Consider the following 15,826-nt stretch of genomic DNA (forward strand, 5'->3'; position numbering starts at 1 on the left):
ATAGGGCTTAAATTCTACCTTCAAATTTTATCAAAAAGTGAGCCATAGCTGCGTTCCAGTTCGGAATCGGCATAACCCATTTCTTGGTCATATAATCAATTGCCAAATATAAGGTCTTAAAAACGGCATTATCATTTGGAAAAACCCTTTTATTCTTAGTAACCTTACGTAATTGGCTATTGACAGATTCTATACTATTAGTTGTGTATATTACTTTCCTTATCGCCTCAGGGTATTCTAGAAAAACCATTAAATTTTCCCAATGAACATACCAAGATTTAGCAATTTGTGGATACTGTTTACTCCATTTAGCTTCAAAAGATTCTAAAGCAAGATGTGCTTCTTCCTCTGTGCTAGCAGTATATATAGGCTTTAAATCAGCCGCTAATTCTTTTCGGTCTTTATATGATACATATTTTAAACTATTTCTAATCTGATGTACAATACATAATTGATGTTCGGTTTTCGGAAAAACTGCTTCTATTGCCTCAGACATACCGGTTAAATTATCACTGCAAGCAATAAGCATGTCTTGCATACCTCTGTTCTTCATCTCAGTAAAATTACCAAGCCAAAATTTAGCTCCTTCATTTTCACTGTTCCACAATCCTAAAATATCCTTCCTTCCAGATAAATCAATACCTAATGCTACATATACAGACTTATTGATAATTCGTTTATCTTGACGTACTTTTACTACTAAACAGTCAAAAAATACTATAGCATATACTCGATCCAATGGTCGGCTTTGCCATATCTTGACATCCTCAATTACATCATCAGTAATTTGACTTATCAAACTTTCGCTAACGTCAGCTCCATACAATTCTTGCATTTGAATCTTAATATCAGATAAGCTCATTCCTTTAGCGTATAACGATATTATTTTATCATCAAATCCTTCAATACGTCTTTGACGCTTCGGAATTAATGCAGGTTCAAATGTACTACTTCTATCCCTTGGAACCTCAATCTCTACAACTCCATTATTTGTTACTAGATTCTTTACTTTACTACCATTACGAACATTATTGCTATCAGTATGACAATATTTATCATATCCTAAGTGATTATTCATCTCTGACTGCAATGCCTTCTCTACAAGCCTTTTGGTTAATTGTTTTAATAAACCATCCTCTTTAAATAAAGTTGATATATCTGTATCATTATTTATTAATAAATCTATTGCTTGATTCATTGCTTCATTTTGTTTGTGACGCATTATAATTTCTCCTTTTGTTATATTATATTTTTATATAACCTTTGAAAAATTTACACACTTATTTGTACAGAGCCAAATTTGAAGGTAGAATTTAAGCCCTATGAAAAATTTACACACTTAATTAGAAAGGCTCGTTACTTCTTCAAACTTATTTTTAAGTTTTCCCTCTTTACCTTTAATATTCGCCATAAATTCTTCATTATTAGTATTAATACCGCTTTTTGTTGCTATTTCTTTAACTTGTGATTCAGGACTTCTATTAATTAGCTTATCATGTTCATTGCTAAAATCATTCAATGCTTTTTCTGCATGCTGACCAGATACTTGCTGCTTACCGCTATTTATTTCAGGTATTAAATTTTGTAATTCTTCAGATGCTATTTTATTCCATACTTTCATCACGTCAGGATGCCTTTTGTCTATTAGCTTCCTCACGGAGTTTGCATCCATACCAAACTCTATTACGCAGCGGTCTAACACTTCTTGATACATATCTTTGTTAACTGTCGCTGATTCTAATTCAAGTTTGCTTTTTGTTTTATACCAATTATCTACTGTTTCTTGACGCATTGATACTTGTGCCTCTAATCTTTTCTGTTCTTCATAGCTACTTCTTACTGCATCGCTATAATGTTTCTCAGCACTATTATCTTTTCCCCATACTTCACTTGATGCTGCTTTGACTATATTGTTGTAATCTTCATGAGTATTATTTTGTGTTGATGTATCATTATCCTCCATAAAAAACTGATCGCTTATATTTCTAGCAGTAACTGAACCTTCTACACTACCAGAGACACCAATACCAGTAAGTCCTTTTAGTGGAGTAGCCGCAGTCATAGATGCTTTTAACGCTGCATCTGTTGCTTGTTGCCAACTATATCCATATTGTTCTTTAAGAGTTCTTACGCTGTTTATTGCTCGCTGAAGTGACTTGCCTTGCTCTCCCATTATATCATAATTACAGCTTTCCCCACTATGTTCACGCTGTGCTAAGTTGGAAACAAAATCAGCTGTTTTACTAAAAGTGTTACTCTTTGCATCTGATAGTGATCTTTGATCTGATTTCAACAAACTTTCAGACGTGTGTATGCCTTGAGTCACATGATTTTGGGTTGTTTGTTCCAGATTAAATTTGGTGATACCAACCGAAGTATTAATACCTTGACCGCCAGTGTAAATTACGTTGCCATCAGGATTATTGCGAGCTATACTACCATCAGCTTGCTGCCAGCTATTACCTCCTTCAACATATTGCATATTATGGTCGGTCTTATATCCTGATTTCATATATTGCTGACTGTTCCCTTCTGAAATATTATCAATGCTTCTATTACCACTTGCTGCCTCTGCTCCTATACTACCACCTGTTGCTTGCAGCCCACCAATAATTGATCCAGCTAAGTGACCAAGACTGCTAACTCCACCTTGCATAATAGCAAATGCCAAAAATGGTATTACCATTTGTAAACCTGCTGCTACTGTTACTATTGTATCAACATGATTGGTGATTGTACTGCTACTACTGAAACTTAACATTAAATTTGAGCCAGTCTTTAAATGACTATACGTACCCATAATCATATTAATAATGGCACTTAATGCTGACCATAATTGTAGTGATGCCACTAGGGTTAGGTAAGAAGTATATTTTGCTATGCCACCACTAAAGATCAGCATTGGCACTAAGAATATAAATGATGCATAGACTATACATTTTATTACCACTAGTAACATTGGTAGATATAAGCTTGCCATATCGCTTGATAATAGCCAGCCGCTTTCTTGGTTAGTTCGTGCTCTTGCCATTGCATAGTTACCGGATGTATAGTCAGATATACTATTGATCATCATTTGCTGACGTAGTATGTCACCCGCTTTTTGACCACCACCATAGAGTGCTTTAATATTTTTCTCTAAAACATTTGATATAATTGATGAGCTAGTTGATGGAGTATAATCTGCTCCCTCTCTTGCTAAAGCAAATTCTGTATTGGCATTTTTTGACACTACTCTTTTGATTTCTTCATCAAAATAATTTTCAAAGAAATTTACTGCCTCTCTACAAGTGACATTATGCATTTTATCTCCTATCCGCAGATAAAGACGAGTTAAAGTTCCAGCTTTGCTACTTACTAATTTCCAAATATCTGGAGTATCTATTAATTGTTTAGGAGTAAATTGGTAGCTGATCATTGCTGGAAGTACAATACATTGCTTGATAAAAGATCGCATATTTTCTACAAATTCTGGGTCTTTTATGCGAACCTGACGTAATTCCTTTTTTAGTCTTGCACCAAATAACATCCCATAATTATAATAAGAAAATGTAGATGACCCAGAAACAAGAGACTCTATCGGTGCATATACTTGCTCAAAACCGATAGTGATCAAATGACCAAATTCCTCTAATATTCCAACAGGAAGGGCAAAAGCTATGGGAATATTATCAATCTTACCTATTCTTTTAGTGACATGATCTTTAACAATCATTTCTGTTTTAGGTAGTAATAATGTGTTAATTAGTATAATCATACCAATTACTTTAAACACATATGCCCTCCACACCATATTACTATTACTGTACGACATTTTTACTGCATAATAGCATCCGGTAATTATGCATAGACTATTTACTAAATCTGTATAAAATTCACTATTGCGTAACATTGCCAGACCATTTAACACATAGTACAAAGCATCGTAATAACCGTAAGTATGAATTGTTAAATCAAGTTCCATATTTTTTACCTATTTTCCTTTTTTTCAAACGTCATTGCGAGGAGCCAGTTTGCAATACACGTCAGTTCGGGATAAGATATAGATGAAATAGTAATAGATAAAAGGATTGTCAAAAAGGAGTGCCTGCAGTATTTATATTTTTAAACAAAAAAACAAACTACAGGCATGAAAAAAGATATCACAGAATTATATAGTTTTATAGATGATTTTTGTAAAATTTATTTGGAGTATGAACAGAGAAAGTTATTACCATCAAATAAGCAAAGAAATCGCTGTTGTAGCATGAGTCTAAGTGAAATGTTAACAATAATAATTATGTTTCATACATCCTATGCTAAGAATTTTAAATTTTTCTATAAAAGTTATATAGAGTGCATGCATAAGGATGATTTTCCCAAAGCCTTGAGTTATAATAGATTTGTTGAATTAATGGCACGATTATTCATACCGCTAAATATGTTGATTCATTTGTTGTTTGGTGAGGAAACAGGTATTTATTTTATTGACTCTACAACGATTAAAGCTTGTCACAATAAAAGGCGTTATAGCAATAAAGTTTTTAAAGGATTAGCCAAACATAGTAAATCCTCTATGGGGTATTTTTATGGTTTTAAATTACATGTAATAATCAATAATAAAGGGGAGTTTATGGCATTAAAAGTGACCAAAGGCAATGTAGATGATAGGGTTCCAGTACCGGAGTTAACAAAAAGATTAACTGGAATTATAGCAGCTGATAAAGGTTATATTAAGCAAAATTTGTTCTTAAATTTATATGAAAGAGGCTTAAAAATGATTCATGGAATTAAGAAGAATATGGAAAATAAATTAATGGATTTGAAAGAAAAAATCTTACTTCGAAAGCGTAACTTAATTGAAACAGTTTTTGATTATCTAAAAAATAAAATGAACCTTGAACATACTAGACATAGATCACCAATAAATGCCTTTGTCCATATATTATCTACTCTTGTTGCTTACTCATTAAAGAAAAATAAACCTTCAACAAAATTTGATTTTAATCTACATGTTCACAATATCCTTATCCCGAATTGACGTAATATCTAACCTTTTCAAAAAAACTAATAAACTTGCCATCATTTGCCCTGTTCCTTCAGTTATGCTATTTGCATCGTCCTTATGTCTCATCATTCCAGGTCTAGAGTAATCAACTAGATATTCATTAACCCAAGCTTCTTTAAATGATTCTCTTATTCCAGAACCTTCAAGCTCTTCTGCCCTAATATTACTTAATTCTGATCCCTTAGATCTTGCCTGCCTGCTGCCAACTAGATCATTAAAACCTGTTTCAGATTCAGCTCCTTTTACTGCAGATGCCTTTTGTCTTTCTAAAACTTGTTCAAAACCTTTATAGTTCTCTATTTTTTCATTAAATAACGGGTCTACTTTATTGACATTAGTTTTAGCAGTAGGTTCCGTATATACAGCTAAGCTAGTTAGCTGCCAGAATGTTAGTAGGACTACAGTGAGCTTTAGCAACCAACAACTCATATACCAAAAGTTTTTAAATGTTATTTTAAATTTAATCATTTTTCAGTAACCTCTCGGCTTCTTGTGATAAATCACCATTAACTGCAAATTTCTCTAAAGCCTTTTTAACGGAGATACTGCCAGTAATCTTATCGTAAGTAACTTTGCAAAATTTACCAAAACACCCATCTAAGTAACCTTGTTGTTTAACCAGCAAAATAGCTGGGACAACGTTAATACCAAACTGGTCAAAGGCTTCATCATCTATTTGCATACTGCCTGCTTCACCATTTTTTGATATCGACATAACTAGTTTGGTAAGTTCTTTAAAGCTACCATTGGGTAATCCCTTAAATACCAATGTTCCACCATATTTAACTGCTTGTTGATGATATATCCTCAGTAAATTACCTGGCATCCCGCTACTTACAAATATCTTAAGCACTGCTGAATTAATAAGTTCTTTGTCCCACAATTCTTTATCACCGCAATTTTGATGTTGTTTCAAACAATGTTGCTCATCTAACTCACGCAACTTTTGTAAAATAGCTTCTCTTGTTAATATTTGTCCTGCATGTCTCAATTCTTTAGCAAAATTTTGCTGCTGATCAGTTGCCTCAATATTTTTTATGTTATTTAGCAATTCGCTATTAGCGTTGCTGATATTTTGTGCTATAGTTAAGTGACTAATGCCAAATAGCAATGCAACTAAAAGGCACAGCAATTTTTCTTTCGCCATACTAAGTACCCCCAATCTTGTCCGTCATACGGATATTCTTTAAATGTTGAATACATCATGTCACTTAAGCCCAAAGACCAACAACCAATACTGCTGGACGTTGATACTGGGTTGACCATCTGTAGCTTATATTGACTCTTTTTAATCTTTAATGCCTTAGACTTACGGCATAATTTACCACCACCTGTTAGAGAAGTGTTTTCATCAGTTGACGTCTCCTCTGCTAATCCTATTCGGTGCATCTTGGCAATTATTCGGGTAGCTAGTAAACTACTACTCTGAACTCCACCAACATGGTCAGCATTTGCCCCAGAAAATGGATACATATTACCCCAACAACCAGCACACCAAAACATACTATCTAATGGCAACCTGACTGTGCTACTTGCACAATCTAAGGCACAAGCTGCCTGGGCTATAGGGTTAGCAAATAAAAAAGCTTCAGGATTTAACAAGCTCTGCAATTTCTCATCATTCCAAGTAACATCAAATTCACTCATATAAGCCACATCAAAGCTATTTTGTTCTAAACAGATAAAATCAGTGATAAGTTCAAGCCAATAAATTAGTGGGTAAATATAATAATGGACATGGTAAAAACTATCGTGAACATGCCTATCATCATATCCTCTATTGAAGCTACTAATCCTTTTTGCATCATATCCAAGAGATGATAGCGGTTCTCCACCAAGATTAGTCATACAATAAGGTGTTCTCGTAACATCAATAAGTCTTACTGGTTCCCAAAATCCTACTGCTATTCCTGGTACAGGAACATTTGCTTTTATACATAGACAAACTGGTGATGAGGGATTTTTGGTATCTCTTTGTTTAGGCAGGACACCACTACCAATATTAATGACGTTGCCTATATTTATCGGTAATATGCAACTCCAACAAATGTCAGTAATTGGGTTGACAAAGTGCCCTTTACATGTGATACTTGCAGATGCTGAAAATGGCATAAAAATAGCCACTATCAGTATGATGCTTAACCGTGTCTTTGCACCTTGAGCTGGGTCGCCAAACTTTCTGCTCAAGGCTGCATTATTAATATTTGTCAACTTTTTGCCTCTTACATCATTTAAATCCAAATTCTTCAAAAGGATTTAGTAATTTCACTCCAAATTTATTAAAATGTTTAGTATTACGAGTAACTAAAACCATGTCATGAACTATTGCTTGTGCAGCAAGTAGGCTATCTACCTGATTTGTAGAATCAATAGCAAGTAATTCTCCCCAACATTTACATACATCTATACTATCTATACCAATGGTTCTAGCGGTATAATTTTTAATTAAAATATCTTGCCACCTTTCTAAACTTAATGATGCTACTAAATCTGTCTGTCTCTTTTTAGCAATCCCTTTTTGAATCTCACCGATTGTTAAGTAACTTATATATAATGATTCTATAGCTACTTGATATAACCAAGATATTACCTGGCTATTTGGACTTTTCTTACGGAACTCTGACAATATATTAGTATCAAGTAAATATCTCATATATCAATATCTTCCCTAGCTTTACTTGGTTTTCTTTCAAATAAATCCTCATCATCATCGTTATCAACTTTTGGTATGGATAATAAAAATTCTTTAAATGACATAGGGGGTTTTATTTTATCACCTATATAATCTTCCTCTGAGATAATATAGACAGCTTTATGCCTCTTCTTATCATTTACTAATTGAGGTTGCCCGTTTTCAGCGAGTTCAATAATTTCTTCAAAATGTTCCTTTGCCTCTTGTAACTGCCATTTTTGCATAATTTACCTCTAATTTTATTAATTTAGTTATAATACCATTTTAACATTATTAGACCTAGCTCAAACTTTAGGTTAAATAGTTTCATAGTGCATTATAACTGTTTTTTTGCACCCACTAATCGATTTCTACTTCTCTTATTCTTAACAACTTGCCTTCTTGTTCTATTATCGCTGGGACTTGCTCAATTTTGAATTTTGTCGTTAAAATTCCTGCTTGATCAAAATATACTTCTCTATTTAGTTCTTTCTGTAAATCCAGCGGTCTGCCAGCGATTAATATTAACTTGTCTTCTCCCTTTATTACTCCGTTGCTTTGTTGCTGCCTAAACCACTCTATTTGCAAGCTATCTTTACCATTAATAAATATTAGTTTCTTGTCTAAACTCATGTGATCTAATGGATTCAATCTTGTACCTAGGGCATAAAGTAGTTTGTCATTAGGTAAAATAATATCTTCTTTTACTATATAGCTTGGCTCATAAGTAAAATTCTGTGGTTTCTCAGTTCGTTTTATATTTGTAACAAACACAGGTTCTTCTATTCTATTTTTAGCAATTTCTAACATTTTTCTTTGCTCCTGTTCTATATCAACTAGCCTTAGTTTTCTTTGGATCATTGTTAAAAATCCTTCTTCTTTAACCTCGAAAATTGTTCCATATATACCAAAATCCTTGGCAATGGTTATTTGTGGTAGTAAGATTACTAAAGCTATTGTTATTAGTTGTCTCATTTATATTTAGTTCACTTAGTTTTTTATGTTTGCTTTTTTAGCTACTACGATTAGTATTTAATCCATAGTGAACTAGCGTCATTGCGAGCTGGTATATCCCCACGAAATTAAGCACGACAAAGCTCCGTCTTTATAATAGATGCAAGGGGTTCTACCAATGGTTTTATGGCATGCAAATAATTAAATTCAATAATAAATTTCCCAAGAGTAAAATACGAATAAATTTTTTTATCTTTTACTGCGTTAGGTTGGAAAATTCTTTGCATACCTTGGCTATAGCCTACCACACCTATAACCCAATCATTTAATACTGTTTTTACATCCATAACCTACTATCTCCATCATCATTAAATAATGATGATATTCTATCAATTCTTGCTATTTTGCAACAATTTCGTGGGGGTACATCAGATTGCGAGGAGCTACTTTAGTAGCGACGAAGCAATCCAAGAAAGTTGGTAGAAATGGATTGCTTCGTCGGCTCACGCCTCCTTGCAATGACGGTGTAATGTTAATCGGGTTAGCTATATATTTACCTTTATTGCCGCTTGCTTATATTTTTTTTTAAATCTTTACCAATTTCTCTCCAACATTCGGCAACTTCTGGATTGTTGTTAAGTAGCCTTTTGTCTGTCAGCAGCATACCATAAAGAACTTCAACATTTTCTGGATGTAAGTAATCCAGTCCTGCCTTTATTATTAAACCTCCTAGCATGATCTTTTTTCTGGTATCTTGTTTACGTTTTAAATAATTAGCATTTTGGTTGCTATTTTGGCTGTTAATTTGGTTGTTACTCGGCTCTGTACAAATAAGTGTGTAAATTTTTCAAAGGTTATATAAAAATATAATATAACAAAAGGAGAAATTATAATGCGTCACAAACAAAATGAAGCAATGAATCAAGCAATAGATTTATTAATAAATAATGATACAGTATAATGGTTCCAATATTTTGGACAGAAAAATAAGAAAAATGAGATAGAATTCTTTAGCAAACAAGGAGAGCTAGAGATGAAAAAACAAGTAAGGCAATATAGTGCTGAGGAGAAAGCCAAAATTGTCATAGAAGCAATTAAGGGAGAGCTAACAATAGCCCAGATAACCAGTAAGTATGGTGTTCATGCAACACAGATAAGTAACTGGAAAAAACAAGGTCTTGAGTTGTTAGTACAAGGTTTTAAGAATAAAACACAGAGTGCTGATCCAAATCAGCAGGGGTTAATCAAGAATCTATATGAGCAAATTGGTCAGTTAAGCGTTGAGTGTGACTGGCTCAAAAAAAAATCTGCATTGTTTGGAATTAAAGGTTAGGTGTAATATGATAGAGCCTAATCATAATAAGTTAACAATTGTACAACAGTGTAAGTTATTGGATATTAGCAGGTCAACCTATTACTATCAACCTACTGGTATTAGTGAACAAGATATCAAGATTATGGCAATAATTGATGAGACCTATACTATGCATCCATATTATGGTATGCGGCGGATGGCTAAATATTTACAAGCCCAAGGTTTTTCGGTAGGTCGTAAAGCTGTTAGACGTTACTACAAGATAATGGGTCTTGAAGCTGTTTATCCTAAAATAAATTTAAGCAAGAGGAATCAAGTGCATAAAATATATCCTTATTTACTAAAAGGATTAGAAATAGTATTGCCAAACCAGGTTTGGAGTGCAGATATAACGTATATAAGACTGAGCCAAGGGTTCGTATATTTAGTAGCTATTATTGACTGGTATAGTCGTTATATTCTAAGTTGGCGAATCTCCATTAGTTTGGAAAGTGAATTTTGTGTAACAGCCCTTGAAGACGCTATAGAAAAATATGGTATGCCAAAAATATTTAATACTGATCAAGGAGTACAATTTACCTCGGAGAATTTTATTAGTATGCTAAAGCTACATAATATCTTGATTAGTATGGATGGTAAGGGACGAGCCTTAGATAATATTTTTATTGAACGTTTTTGGCGATCATTAAAACAGGAAAAAATTTATCGGATTATTTTAACAACAGTAAAGGAGGCAAGGCTCTGTACAAATAAGTGTGTAAATTTTTCAAAGGTTATATAAAAATATAATATAACAAAAGGAGAAATTATAATGCGTCACAAACAAAATGAAGCAATGAATCAAGCAATAGATTTATTAATAAATAATGATACAGATATATCAACTTTATTTAAAGAGGATGGTTTATTAAAACAATTAACCAAAAGGCTTGTAGAGAAGGCATTGCAGTCAGAGATGAATAATCACTTAGGATATGATAAATATTGTCATACTGATAGCAATAATGTTCGTAATGGTAGTAAAGTAAAGAATCTAGTAACAAATAATGGAGTTGTAGAGATTGAGGTTCCAAGGGATAGAAGTAGTACATTTGAACCTGCATTAATTCCGAAGCGTCAAAGACGTATTGAAGGATTTGATGATAAAATAATATCGTTATACGCTAAAGGAATGAGCTTATCTGATATTAAGATTCAAATGCAAGAATTGTATGGAGCTGACGTTAGCGAAAGTTTGATAAGTCAAATTACTGATGATGTAATTGAGGATGTCAAGATATGGCAAAGCCGACCATTGGATCGAGTATATGCTATAGTATTTTTTGACTGTTTAGTAGTAAAAGTACGTCAAGATAAACGAATTATCAATAAGTCTGTATATGTAGCATTAGGTATTGATTTATCTGGAAGGAAGGATATTTTAGGATTGTGGAACAGTGAAAATGAAGGAGCTAAATTTTGGCTTGGTAATTTTACTGAGATGAAGAACAGAGGTATGCAAGACATGCTTATTGCTTGCAGTGATAATTTAACCGGTATGTCTGAGGCAATAGAAGCAGTTTTTCCGAAAACCGAACATCAATTATGTATTGTACATCAGATTAGAAATAGTTTAAAATATGTATCATATAAAGACCGAAAAGAATTAGCGGCTGATTTAAAGCCTATATATACTGCTAGCACAGAGGAAGAAGCACATCTTGCTTTAGAATCTTTTGAAGCTAAATGGAGTAAACAGTATCCACAAATTGCTAAATCTTGGTATGTTCATTGGGAAAATTTAATGGTTTTTCTAGAATACCCTGAGGCGATAAGGAAAGTAATATACACAACTAATAGTATAGAATCTGTCAATAGCCAATTACGTAAGGTTACTAAGAATAAAAGGGTTTTTCCAAATGATAATGCCGTTTTTAAGACCTTATATTTGGCAATTGATTATATGACCAAGAAATGGGTTATGCCGATTCCGAACTGGAACGCAGCTATGGCTCACTTTTTGATAAAATTTGAAGGTAGAATTTAAGCCCTATGAAAAATTTACACACTTAATTAGAAAGGCTCCAATTGTTTTCAATTTTATTGAAAAATTTCTGTTTTAGTAAAATTTTTACATGAGCTTATTGTTAACGATTTTTTTTAATCGTTTAGCAAGTTTTTTAATGATAATTTTTTTATGTAGAGTTAGGCATGATGTGTAAATGATTGGCAATACATCGTAAATTCAAACCTATAGCAGAGATTATTGGATTGATCACATCTCCTATCATACCCTTCAAGAAGTTTCTGCCCATCCTGCCATATTGTTTCAAATGCCCTATTATTGGTTCTATAGCACTGCGTCTCCTGATCATACACTTGTCTTCTTTCAATAACTTTTTCCGAGTTTTTGGGGTATATACCTTACTCTTCTCTTTAACTTGGACTTTGGACAAAATAATTTAGCCTATATTTAGCAACTTATAATTTATCTATTATATAAAATAATTACCTAAAATTGCAAAAATATTAACTATAGATTAATAATAATCTTAAAAAGTTAACTTATAATACTAGTTTTTTATAAAACTTTCTATTTTGTGAAAAAACAGGGGTTTTTGTCCAAAGTCCAATTTAACATTGCTGCCAGTATAACCAAGATCAACAAACGATTTTTTTATCTTTATTCCAGTTACATTTTCTACCGCTTCAAAACTCTGCTGCAATGTATGACCATCATAAGGATTATTATGAAACGATTTTGCTGACAGTACAAAATTTCTAAGACCACTGACTACTACCGCAACTTTATTGCCAAACTCATATGGCTTGTTTCGTTTTCCCTTCACTATACACTCTACCTCAGGGGCATGAAAACTATACAATATTTTATTCTGTTCTTTGTATTGCTTTTTCTCTTCTCTTTTTAAAACAGATTGGCTATGTATTTGTTTTACTTTTTTCAATACTTCTTGATCTCTGATAGATAAGTTTAATTTCTGATTTTTTATCTCACGCTCACATATTCTAACCAAACGACCAAGTAACGTTTTTAAATGCTTCATTATTTTCCAACGCTTCTTGGCTTTGCTATGCTCTTTATACTTCCAGAGCTTTATTATATCTCGCTTATAGGTTCTAGCGTAGGTTTCGTTTAAACTTATACCCAAACTTTGGCAAAGCTTCACAATACTAAGCCTAGCTTTATCCATTAAATAAACATCATGTGGGTGCTTGATATTCTTAATTTGTACCGTTGTATCAGCAATTATCAATTCCAAATCTTTTTTTTTAATTGTGTTAGTTCTTATTCCAACTCTTATCAACTCTGCTAATATCTCGTTATATCCAGATTCACCTAATAAATTACGAAATCTTCTTATGCTAGTTTCAGACATCGCTATATCTGTTTCTATATATTCCCACCCACAGAAATATTGCTAATATATGTTTTCTTTTAGTTCTTCCTCTGCTAATGAATCTGAAAAATTATACATTGCTTGTAGCATCGTTACACCAAGCATCACTCTATGACATTTTCTATTTCTACCAAATCTCTTAATAGAAACATTTTTTGATAACCATTCTTCTAGACCAGACCAATTTATTAATTCTCTTAATTTATATAGCTTATTATTTGAGTTTAATTCTTCTTTTAATTTATAACCAAAAAGTTTTCCTTGTTTTTGTGATTTGATAATATTTTCTATTGGCATATTGACTGAAATCCATAAGGTTTATTAGCATATTTTAACATTTTCTTATGGATTTCTTTATTATTTTCTGCCATTAAAACCTATTATACCAATTGCAATAATTAACGCAGTGGTGTAAAATGGGTTTTTAACTGATAAAGGTACTCAAATGGCTAGGTTAATATTACCACAAGGTTTTCATGGTCATGATTTTATAAAAATGATGAAACATGAGCCGCATGGTCGAAATCGTATACGTTTATTGGCGATGTATCACCTTCAATTAGGCAAATCTTTAAAAGCCATATCTGAAATAGTGAAGTCACACTGGAAAACTGTGCAATCATGGCTCAGAAGATTTAGGAATCATGGTTTTGAAGGATTATTTGAATCACAAAGAAGCGGCGCCCCTAGGAAGATTAACACTATACAAGAGTCTGCTCTTTTTGATAAAATCAATACGCTCAGTGAAAGTAAAACTGGTGGGTATATAACTGGAAAGGAGCTACATATCATGTTACTTGAGGAATATGGTGCTAAATGCGCTTTAAAAACAGTCTACAATACTATGCACCGCCTTGGTTTTAGCTGGATTACTTCTCGTTCAATGCATCCAAAGTCAAATCAAGAGACTCAAAATACATATAAAAAAACTTCCCAGACATGTTAACAAAATTATTACCAAAAAATATCGATAGATGTAAAGTTGATATATGGTCTCAGGATGAAACTCGAGTTGGGCAACAAGGTAGCTTAACTCGTATATGGGCTAAGCGTGGCACTAGACCCCGTAAAGTTCGGCAACAGCAATTCATTTCAACATATATTTATGGAGCTGCTTGCCATGATACAGGAGAAGCTTTTGCATTAATTTTACCATATGCAAACACACAGGCAATGAATAAATTCTTAGAAGAGCTTTCTCGCAGTATTCAAGGCAACCGACATATAGCTTTACTAACGGATAATGCAGGTTGGCACACAGCCAAAAAACTAACTGTGCCAAGCAATATCACTTTGATACCGCTTCCGCCCTATGCACCGGAACTTAATGCAATGGAACAAGTTTGGGAATGGATCAAAAATCATTTCTTGTCTAACCAATGTTATGGTGTATATGAAGATATCGTCACTATGGCTTGTTACGCTTGGAATCAATTTGCTCATAATGTAGATTTAGTAAAATCAATTATGTATAGAGACTGGATAAACACACCGTGTTAATTATTGCAATTGGTATGAAATAGTGAAGTCACACTGGAAAACTGTGCAATCATGGCTCAGAAGATTTAGGAATCATGGTTTTGAAGGATTATTTGAATCACAAAGAAGCGGCGCCCCTAGGAAGATTAACACTATACAAGAGTCTGCTCTTTTTGATAAAATCAATACGCTCAGTGAAAGTAAAACTGGTGGGTATATAACTGGAAAGGAGCTACATATCATGTTACTTGAGGAATATGGTGCTAAATGCGCTTTAAAAACAGTCTACAATACTATGCACCGCCTTGGTTTTAGCTGGATTACTTCTCGTTCAATGCATCCAAAGTCAAATCAAGAGACTCAAAATACATATAAAAAAACTTCCCAGACATGTTAACAAAATTATTACCAAAAAATATCGATAGATGTAAAGTTGATATATGGTCTCAGGATGAAACTCGAGTTGGGCAACAAGGTAGCTTAACTCGTATATGGGCTAAGCGTGGCACTAGACCCCGTAAAGTTCGGCAACAGCAATTCATTTCAACATATATTTATGGAGCTGCTTGCCATGATACAGGAGAAGCTTTTGCATTAATTTTACCATATGCAAATACACAGGCAATGAATAAATTCTTAGAAGACCTTTCTCGCAGTATTCAAGGCAACCGACATATAGCTTTACTAACGGATAATGCAGGTTGGCACACAGCCAAAAAACTAACTGTGCCAAGCAATATCACTTTGATACCGCTTCCGCCCTATGCACCGGAACTTAATGCAATGGAACAAGTTTGGGAATGGATCAAAAATCATTTCTTGTCTAACCAATGTTATGGTGTATATGAAGATATCGTCACTATGGCTTGTTACGCTTGGAATCAATTTGCTCATAATGTAGATTTAGTAAAATCAATTATGTATAGAGACTGGATAAACACACCGTGTTAATTATTGCAATT

20 protein-coding genes are annotated in these 15,826 nt (G+C 33.3%); 8 read left to right on the forward strand and 12 right to left on the reverse strand.

Annotated features, from left to right (window positions below):
* Positions 1 to 7: 7 nt before the first annotated feature.
* Positions 8 to 1,222 (reverse strand): IS256 family transposase, encoded by a 1,215-nt coding sequence (locus NBW66_RS01200; RefSeq protein WP_250310568.1) that lies wholly within the window; start codon positions 1,220 to 1,222, stop codon positions 8 to 10.
* A gap of 117 nt (positions 1,223 to 1,339) precedes the next feature.
* Positions 1,340 to 3,964, reverse strand: a complete 2,625-nt coding sequence (locus tag NBW66_RS01205; RefSeq protein WP_284346706.1) for a conjugal transfer protein TraG N-terminal domain-containing protein — start codon at positions 3,962 to 3,964, stop codon at positions 1,340 to 1,342.
* Between the two features lie 165 nt (positions 3,965 to 4,129).
* Between NBW66_RS01205 and NBW66_RS01210 the strand changes: the two genes are divergently transcribed.
* Positions 4,130 to 5,020: an IS982 family transposase gene (locus NBW66_RS01210; RefSeq protein ID WP_250310582.1), complete on the forward strand. Its 891-nt coding sequence runs from the start codon at positions 4,130 to 4,132 to the stop codon at positions 5,018 to 5,020.
* Here NBW66_RS01210 and NBW66_RS01215 read toward each other — a convergent pair.
* The 8 genes from NBW66_RS01215 to NBW66_RS14835 all read right to left on the reverse strand — a co-directional run bounded on the left by NBW66_RS01215 (position 4,988) and on the right by NBW66_RS14835 (position 9,408).
* Complete coding sequence (locus NBW66_RS01215; protein WP_250311500.1) at positions 4,988 to 5,515, reverse strand: hypothetical protein; 528 nt, start codon at positions 5,513 to 5,515, stop codon at positions 4,988 to 4,990. The genes NBW66_RS01210 and NBW66_RS01215 overlap by 33 nt on opposite strands.
* On the reverse strand, positions 5,508 to 6,194 hold the full coding sequence (trbC, locus tag NBW66_RS01220) for a type-F conjugative transfer system pilin assembly protein TrbC (protein ID WP_250311501.1): 687 nt from the start codon (positions 6,192 to 6,194) through the stop codon (positions 5,508 to 5,510). Before trbC ends, NBW66_RS01215 begins: the two co-directional genes overlap by 8 nt.
* Positions 6,164 to 7,258, reverse strand: coding sequence for a conjugal transfer pilus assembly protein TraU (gene traU / locus NBW66_RS01225; protein WP_250311502.1), 1,095 nt, complete (start codon positions 7,256 to 7,258; stop codon positions 6,164 to 6,166). The genes trbC and traU overlap by 31 nt, the downstream gene beginning before the upstream one ends.
* Before the next feature lie 16 nt (positions 7,259 to 7,274).
* A complete protein-coding gene (locus NBW66_RS01230) occupies positions 7,275 to 7,700 on the reverse strand; it encodes a type II toxin-antitoxin system VapC family toxin (RefSeq protein ID WP_250311503.1) in 426 nt (141 codons plus the stop codon).
* Positions 7,697 to 7,963: a type II toxin-antitoxin system prevent-host-death family antitoxin gene (locus NBW66_RS01235; protein ID WP_250311504.1), complete on the reverse strand. Its 267-nt coding sequence runs from the start codon at positions 7,961 to 7,963 to the stop codon at positions 7,697 to 7,699. The genes NBW66_RS01230 and NBW66_RS01235 overlap by 4 nt, the downstream gene beginning before the upstream one ends.
* A 115-nt stretch (positions 7,964 to 8,078) precedes the next feature.
* Positions 8,079 to 8,693: a conjugal transfer protein TraW gene (locus NBW66_RS01240; RefSeq protein ID WP_250311505.1), complete on the reverse strand. Its 615-nt coding sequence runs from the start codon at positions 8,691 to 8,693 to the stop codon at positions 8,079 to 8,081.
* Between the two features lie 107 nt (positions 8,694 to 8,800).
* Complete coding sequence (locus NBW66_RS01245; RefSeq protein ID WP_250311506.1) at positions 8,801 to 9,019, reverse strand: hypothetical protein; 219 nt, start codon at positions 9,017 to 9,019, stop codon at positions 8,801 to 8,803.
* A 212-nt stretch (positions 9,020 to 9,231) separates the two neighbouring features.
* Complete coding sequence (locus NBW66_RS14835) at positions 9,232 to 9,408, reverse strand: conjugal transfer protein TraD (RefSeq protein ID WP_250311507.1); 177 nt, start codon at positions 9,406 to 9,408, stop codon at positions 9,232 to 9,234.
* 297 nt (positions 9,409 to 9,705) lie between these two features.
* Between NBW66_RS14835 and NBW66_RS01255 the strand changes: the two genes are divergently transcribed.
* Genes NBW66_RS01255 through NBW66_RS01265 form a run of 3 tightly spaced genes read left to right on the forward strand, consistent with a single transcriptional unit; the run spans position 9,706 to position 12,013 of the window.
* The gene (locus NBW66_RS01255) at positions 9,706 to 10,005 is read left to right on the forward strand and encodes a transposase (RefSeq protein ID WP_094649795.1); all 300 of its coding nucleotides are present in this window, start codon (positions 9,706 to 9,708) and stop codon (positions 10,003 to 10,005) included.
* A gap of 7 nt (positions 10,006 to 10,012) precedes the next feature.
* Entirely contained in the window at positions 10,013 to 10,768 is a 756-nt protein-coding gene (locus NBW66_RS01260) for an IS3 family transposase (protein WP_250311508.1), read from the forward strand.
* A gap of 30 nt (positions 10,769 to 10,798) precedes the next feature.
* A complete protein-coding gene (locus NBW66_RS01265) occupies positions 10,799 to 12,013 on the forward strand; it encodes an IS256 family transposase (protein ID WP_250310568.1) in 1,215 nt (404 codons plus the stop codon).
* Between the two features lie 526 nt (positions 12,014 to 12,539).
* Here NBW66_RS01265 and NBW66_RS01270 read toward each other — a convergent pair.
* Both NBW66_RS01270 and NBW66_RS01275 read right to left on the reverse strand, forming a co-directional pair.
* Entirely contained in the window at positions 12,540 to 13,364 is an 825-nt protein-coding gene (locus tag NBW66_RS01270) for a hypothetical protein (RefSeq protein ID WP_250311509.1), read from the reverse strand.
* A 42-nt stretch (positions 13,365 to 13,406) separates the two neighbouring features.
* Complete coding sequence (locus NBW66_RS01275) at positions 13,407 to 13,682, reverse strand: transposase (protein WP_250311510.1); 276 nt, start codon at positions 13,680 to 13,682, stop codon at positions 13,407 to 13,409.
* Positions 13,683 to 13,830: 148 nt separating this feature from the next.
* Here NBW66_RS01275 and NBW66_RS01280 point away from each other — a divergent pair, with 148 nt between their 5' ends.
* From NBW66_RS01280 to NBW66_RS01295, 4 genes are read left to right on the forward strand one after another with little or no spacing between them, the layout of a single operon-like run.
* On the forward strand, positions 13,831 to 14,331 hold the full coding sequence (locus tag NBW66_RS01280; protein ID WP_250310542.1) for a helix-turn-helix domain-containing protein: 501 nt from the start codon (positions 13,831 to 13,833) through the stop codon (positions 14,329 to 14,331).
* A complete protein-coding gene (locus tag NBW66_RS01285) occupies positions 14,325 to 14,885 on the forward strand; it encodes an IS630 family transposase (RefSeq protein ID WP_250310543.1) in 561 nt (186 codons plus the stop codon). Before NBW66_RS01280 ends, NBW66_RS01285 begins: the two co-directional genes overlap by 7 nt.
* 22 nt (positions 14,886 to 14,907) lie before the next feature.
* Entirely contained in the window at positions 14,908 to 15,261 is a 354-nt protein-coding gene (locus NBW66_RS01290; RefSeq protein ID WP_250311511.1) for a helix-turn-helix domain-containing protein, read from the forward strand.
* Positions 15,255 to 15,815: an IS630 family transposase gene (locus NBW66_RS01295; protein WP_250311512.1), complete on the forward strand. Its 561-nt coding sequence runs from the start codon at positions 15,255 to 15,257 to the stop codon at positions 15,813 to 15,815. The genes NBW66_RS01290 and NBW66_RS01295 overlap by 7 nt, the downstream gene beginning before the upstream one ends.
* The last annotated feature ends 11 nt before the right edge of the window (positions 15,816 to 15,826 follow it).

Source organism: Rickettsia endosymbiont of Oedothorax gibbosus (genome assembly GCF_936269705.1).
In the GTDB taxonomy this organism is placed as follows: domain Bacteria; phylum Pseudomonadota; class Alphaproteobacteria; order Rickettsiales; family Rickettsiaceae; genus Tisiphia.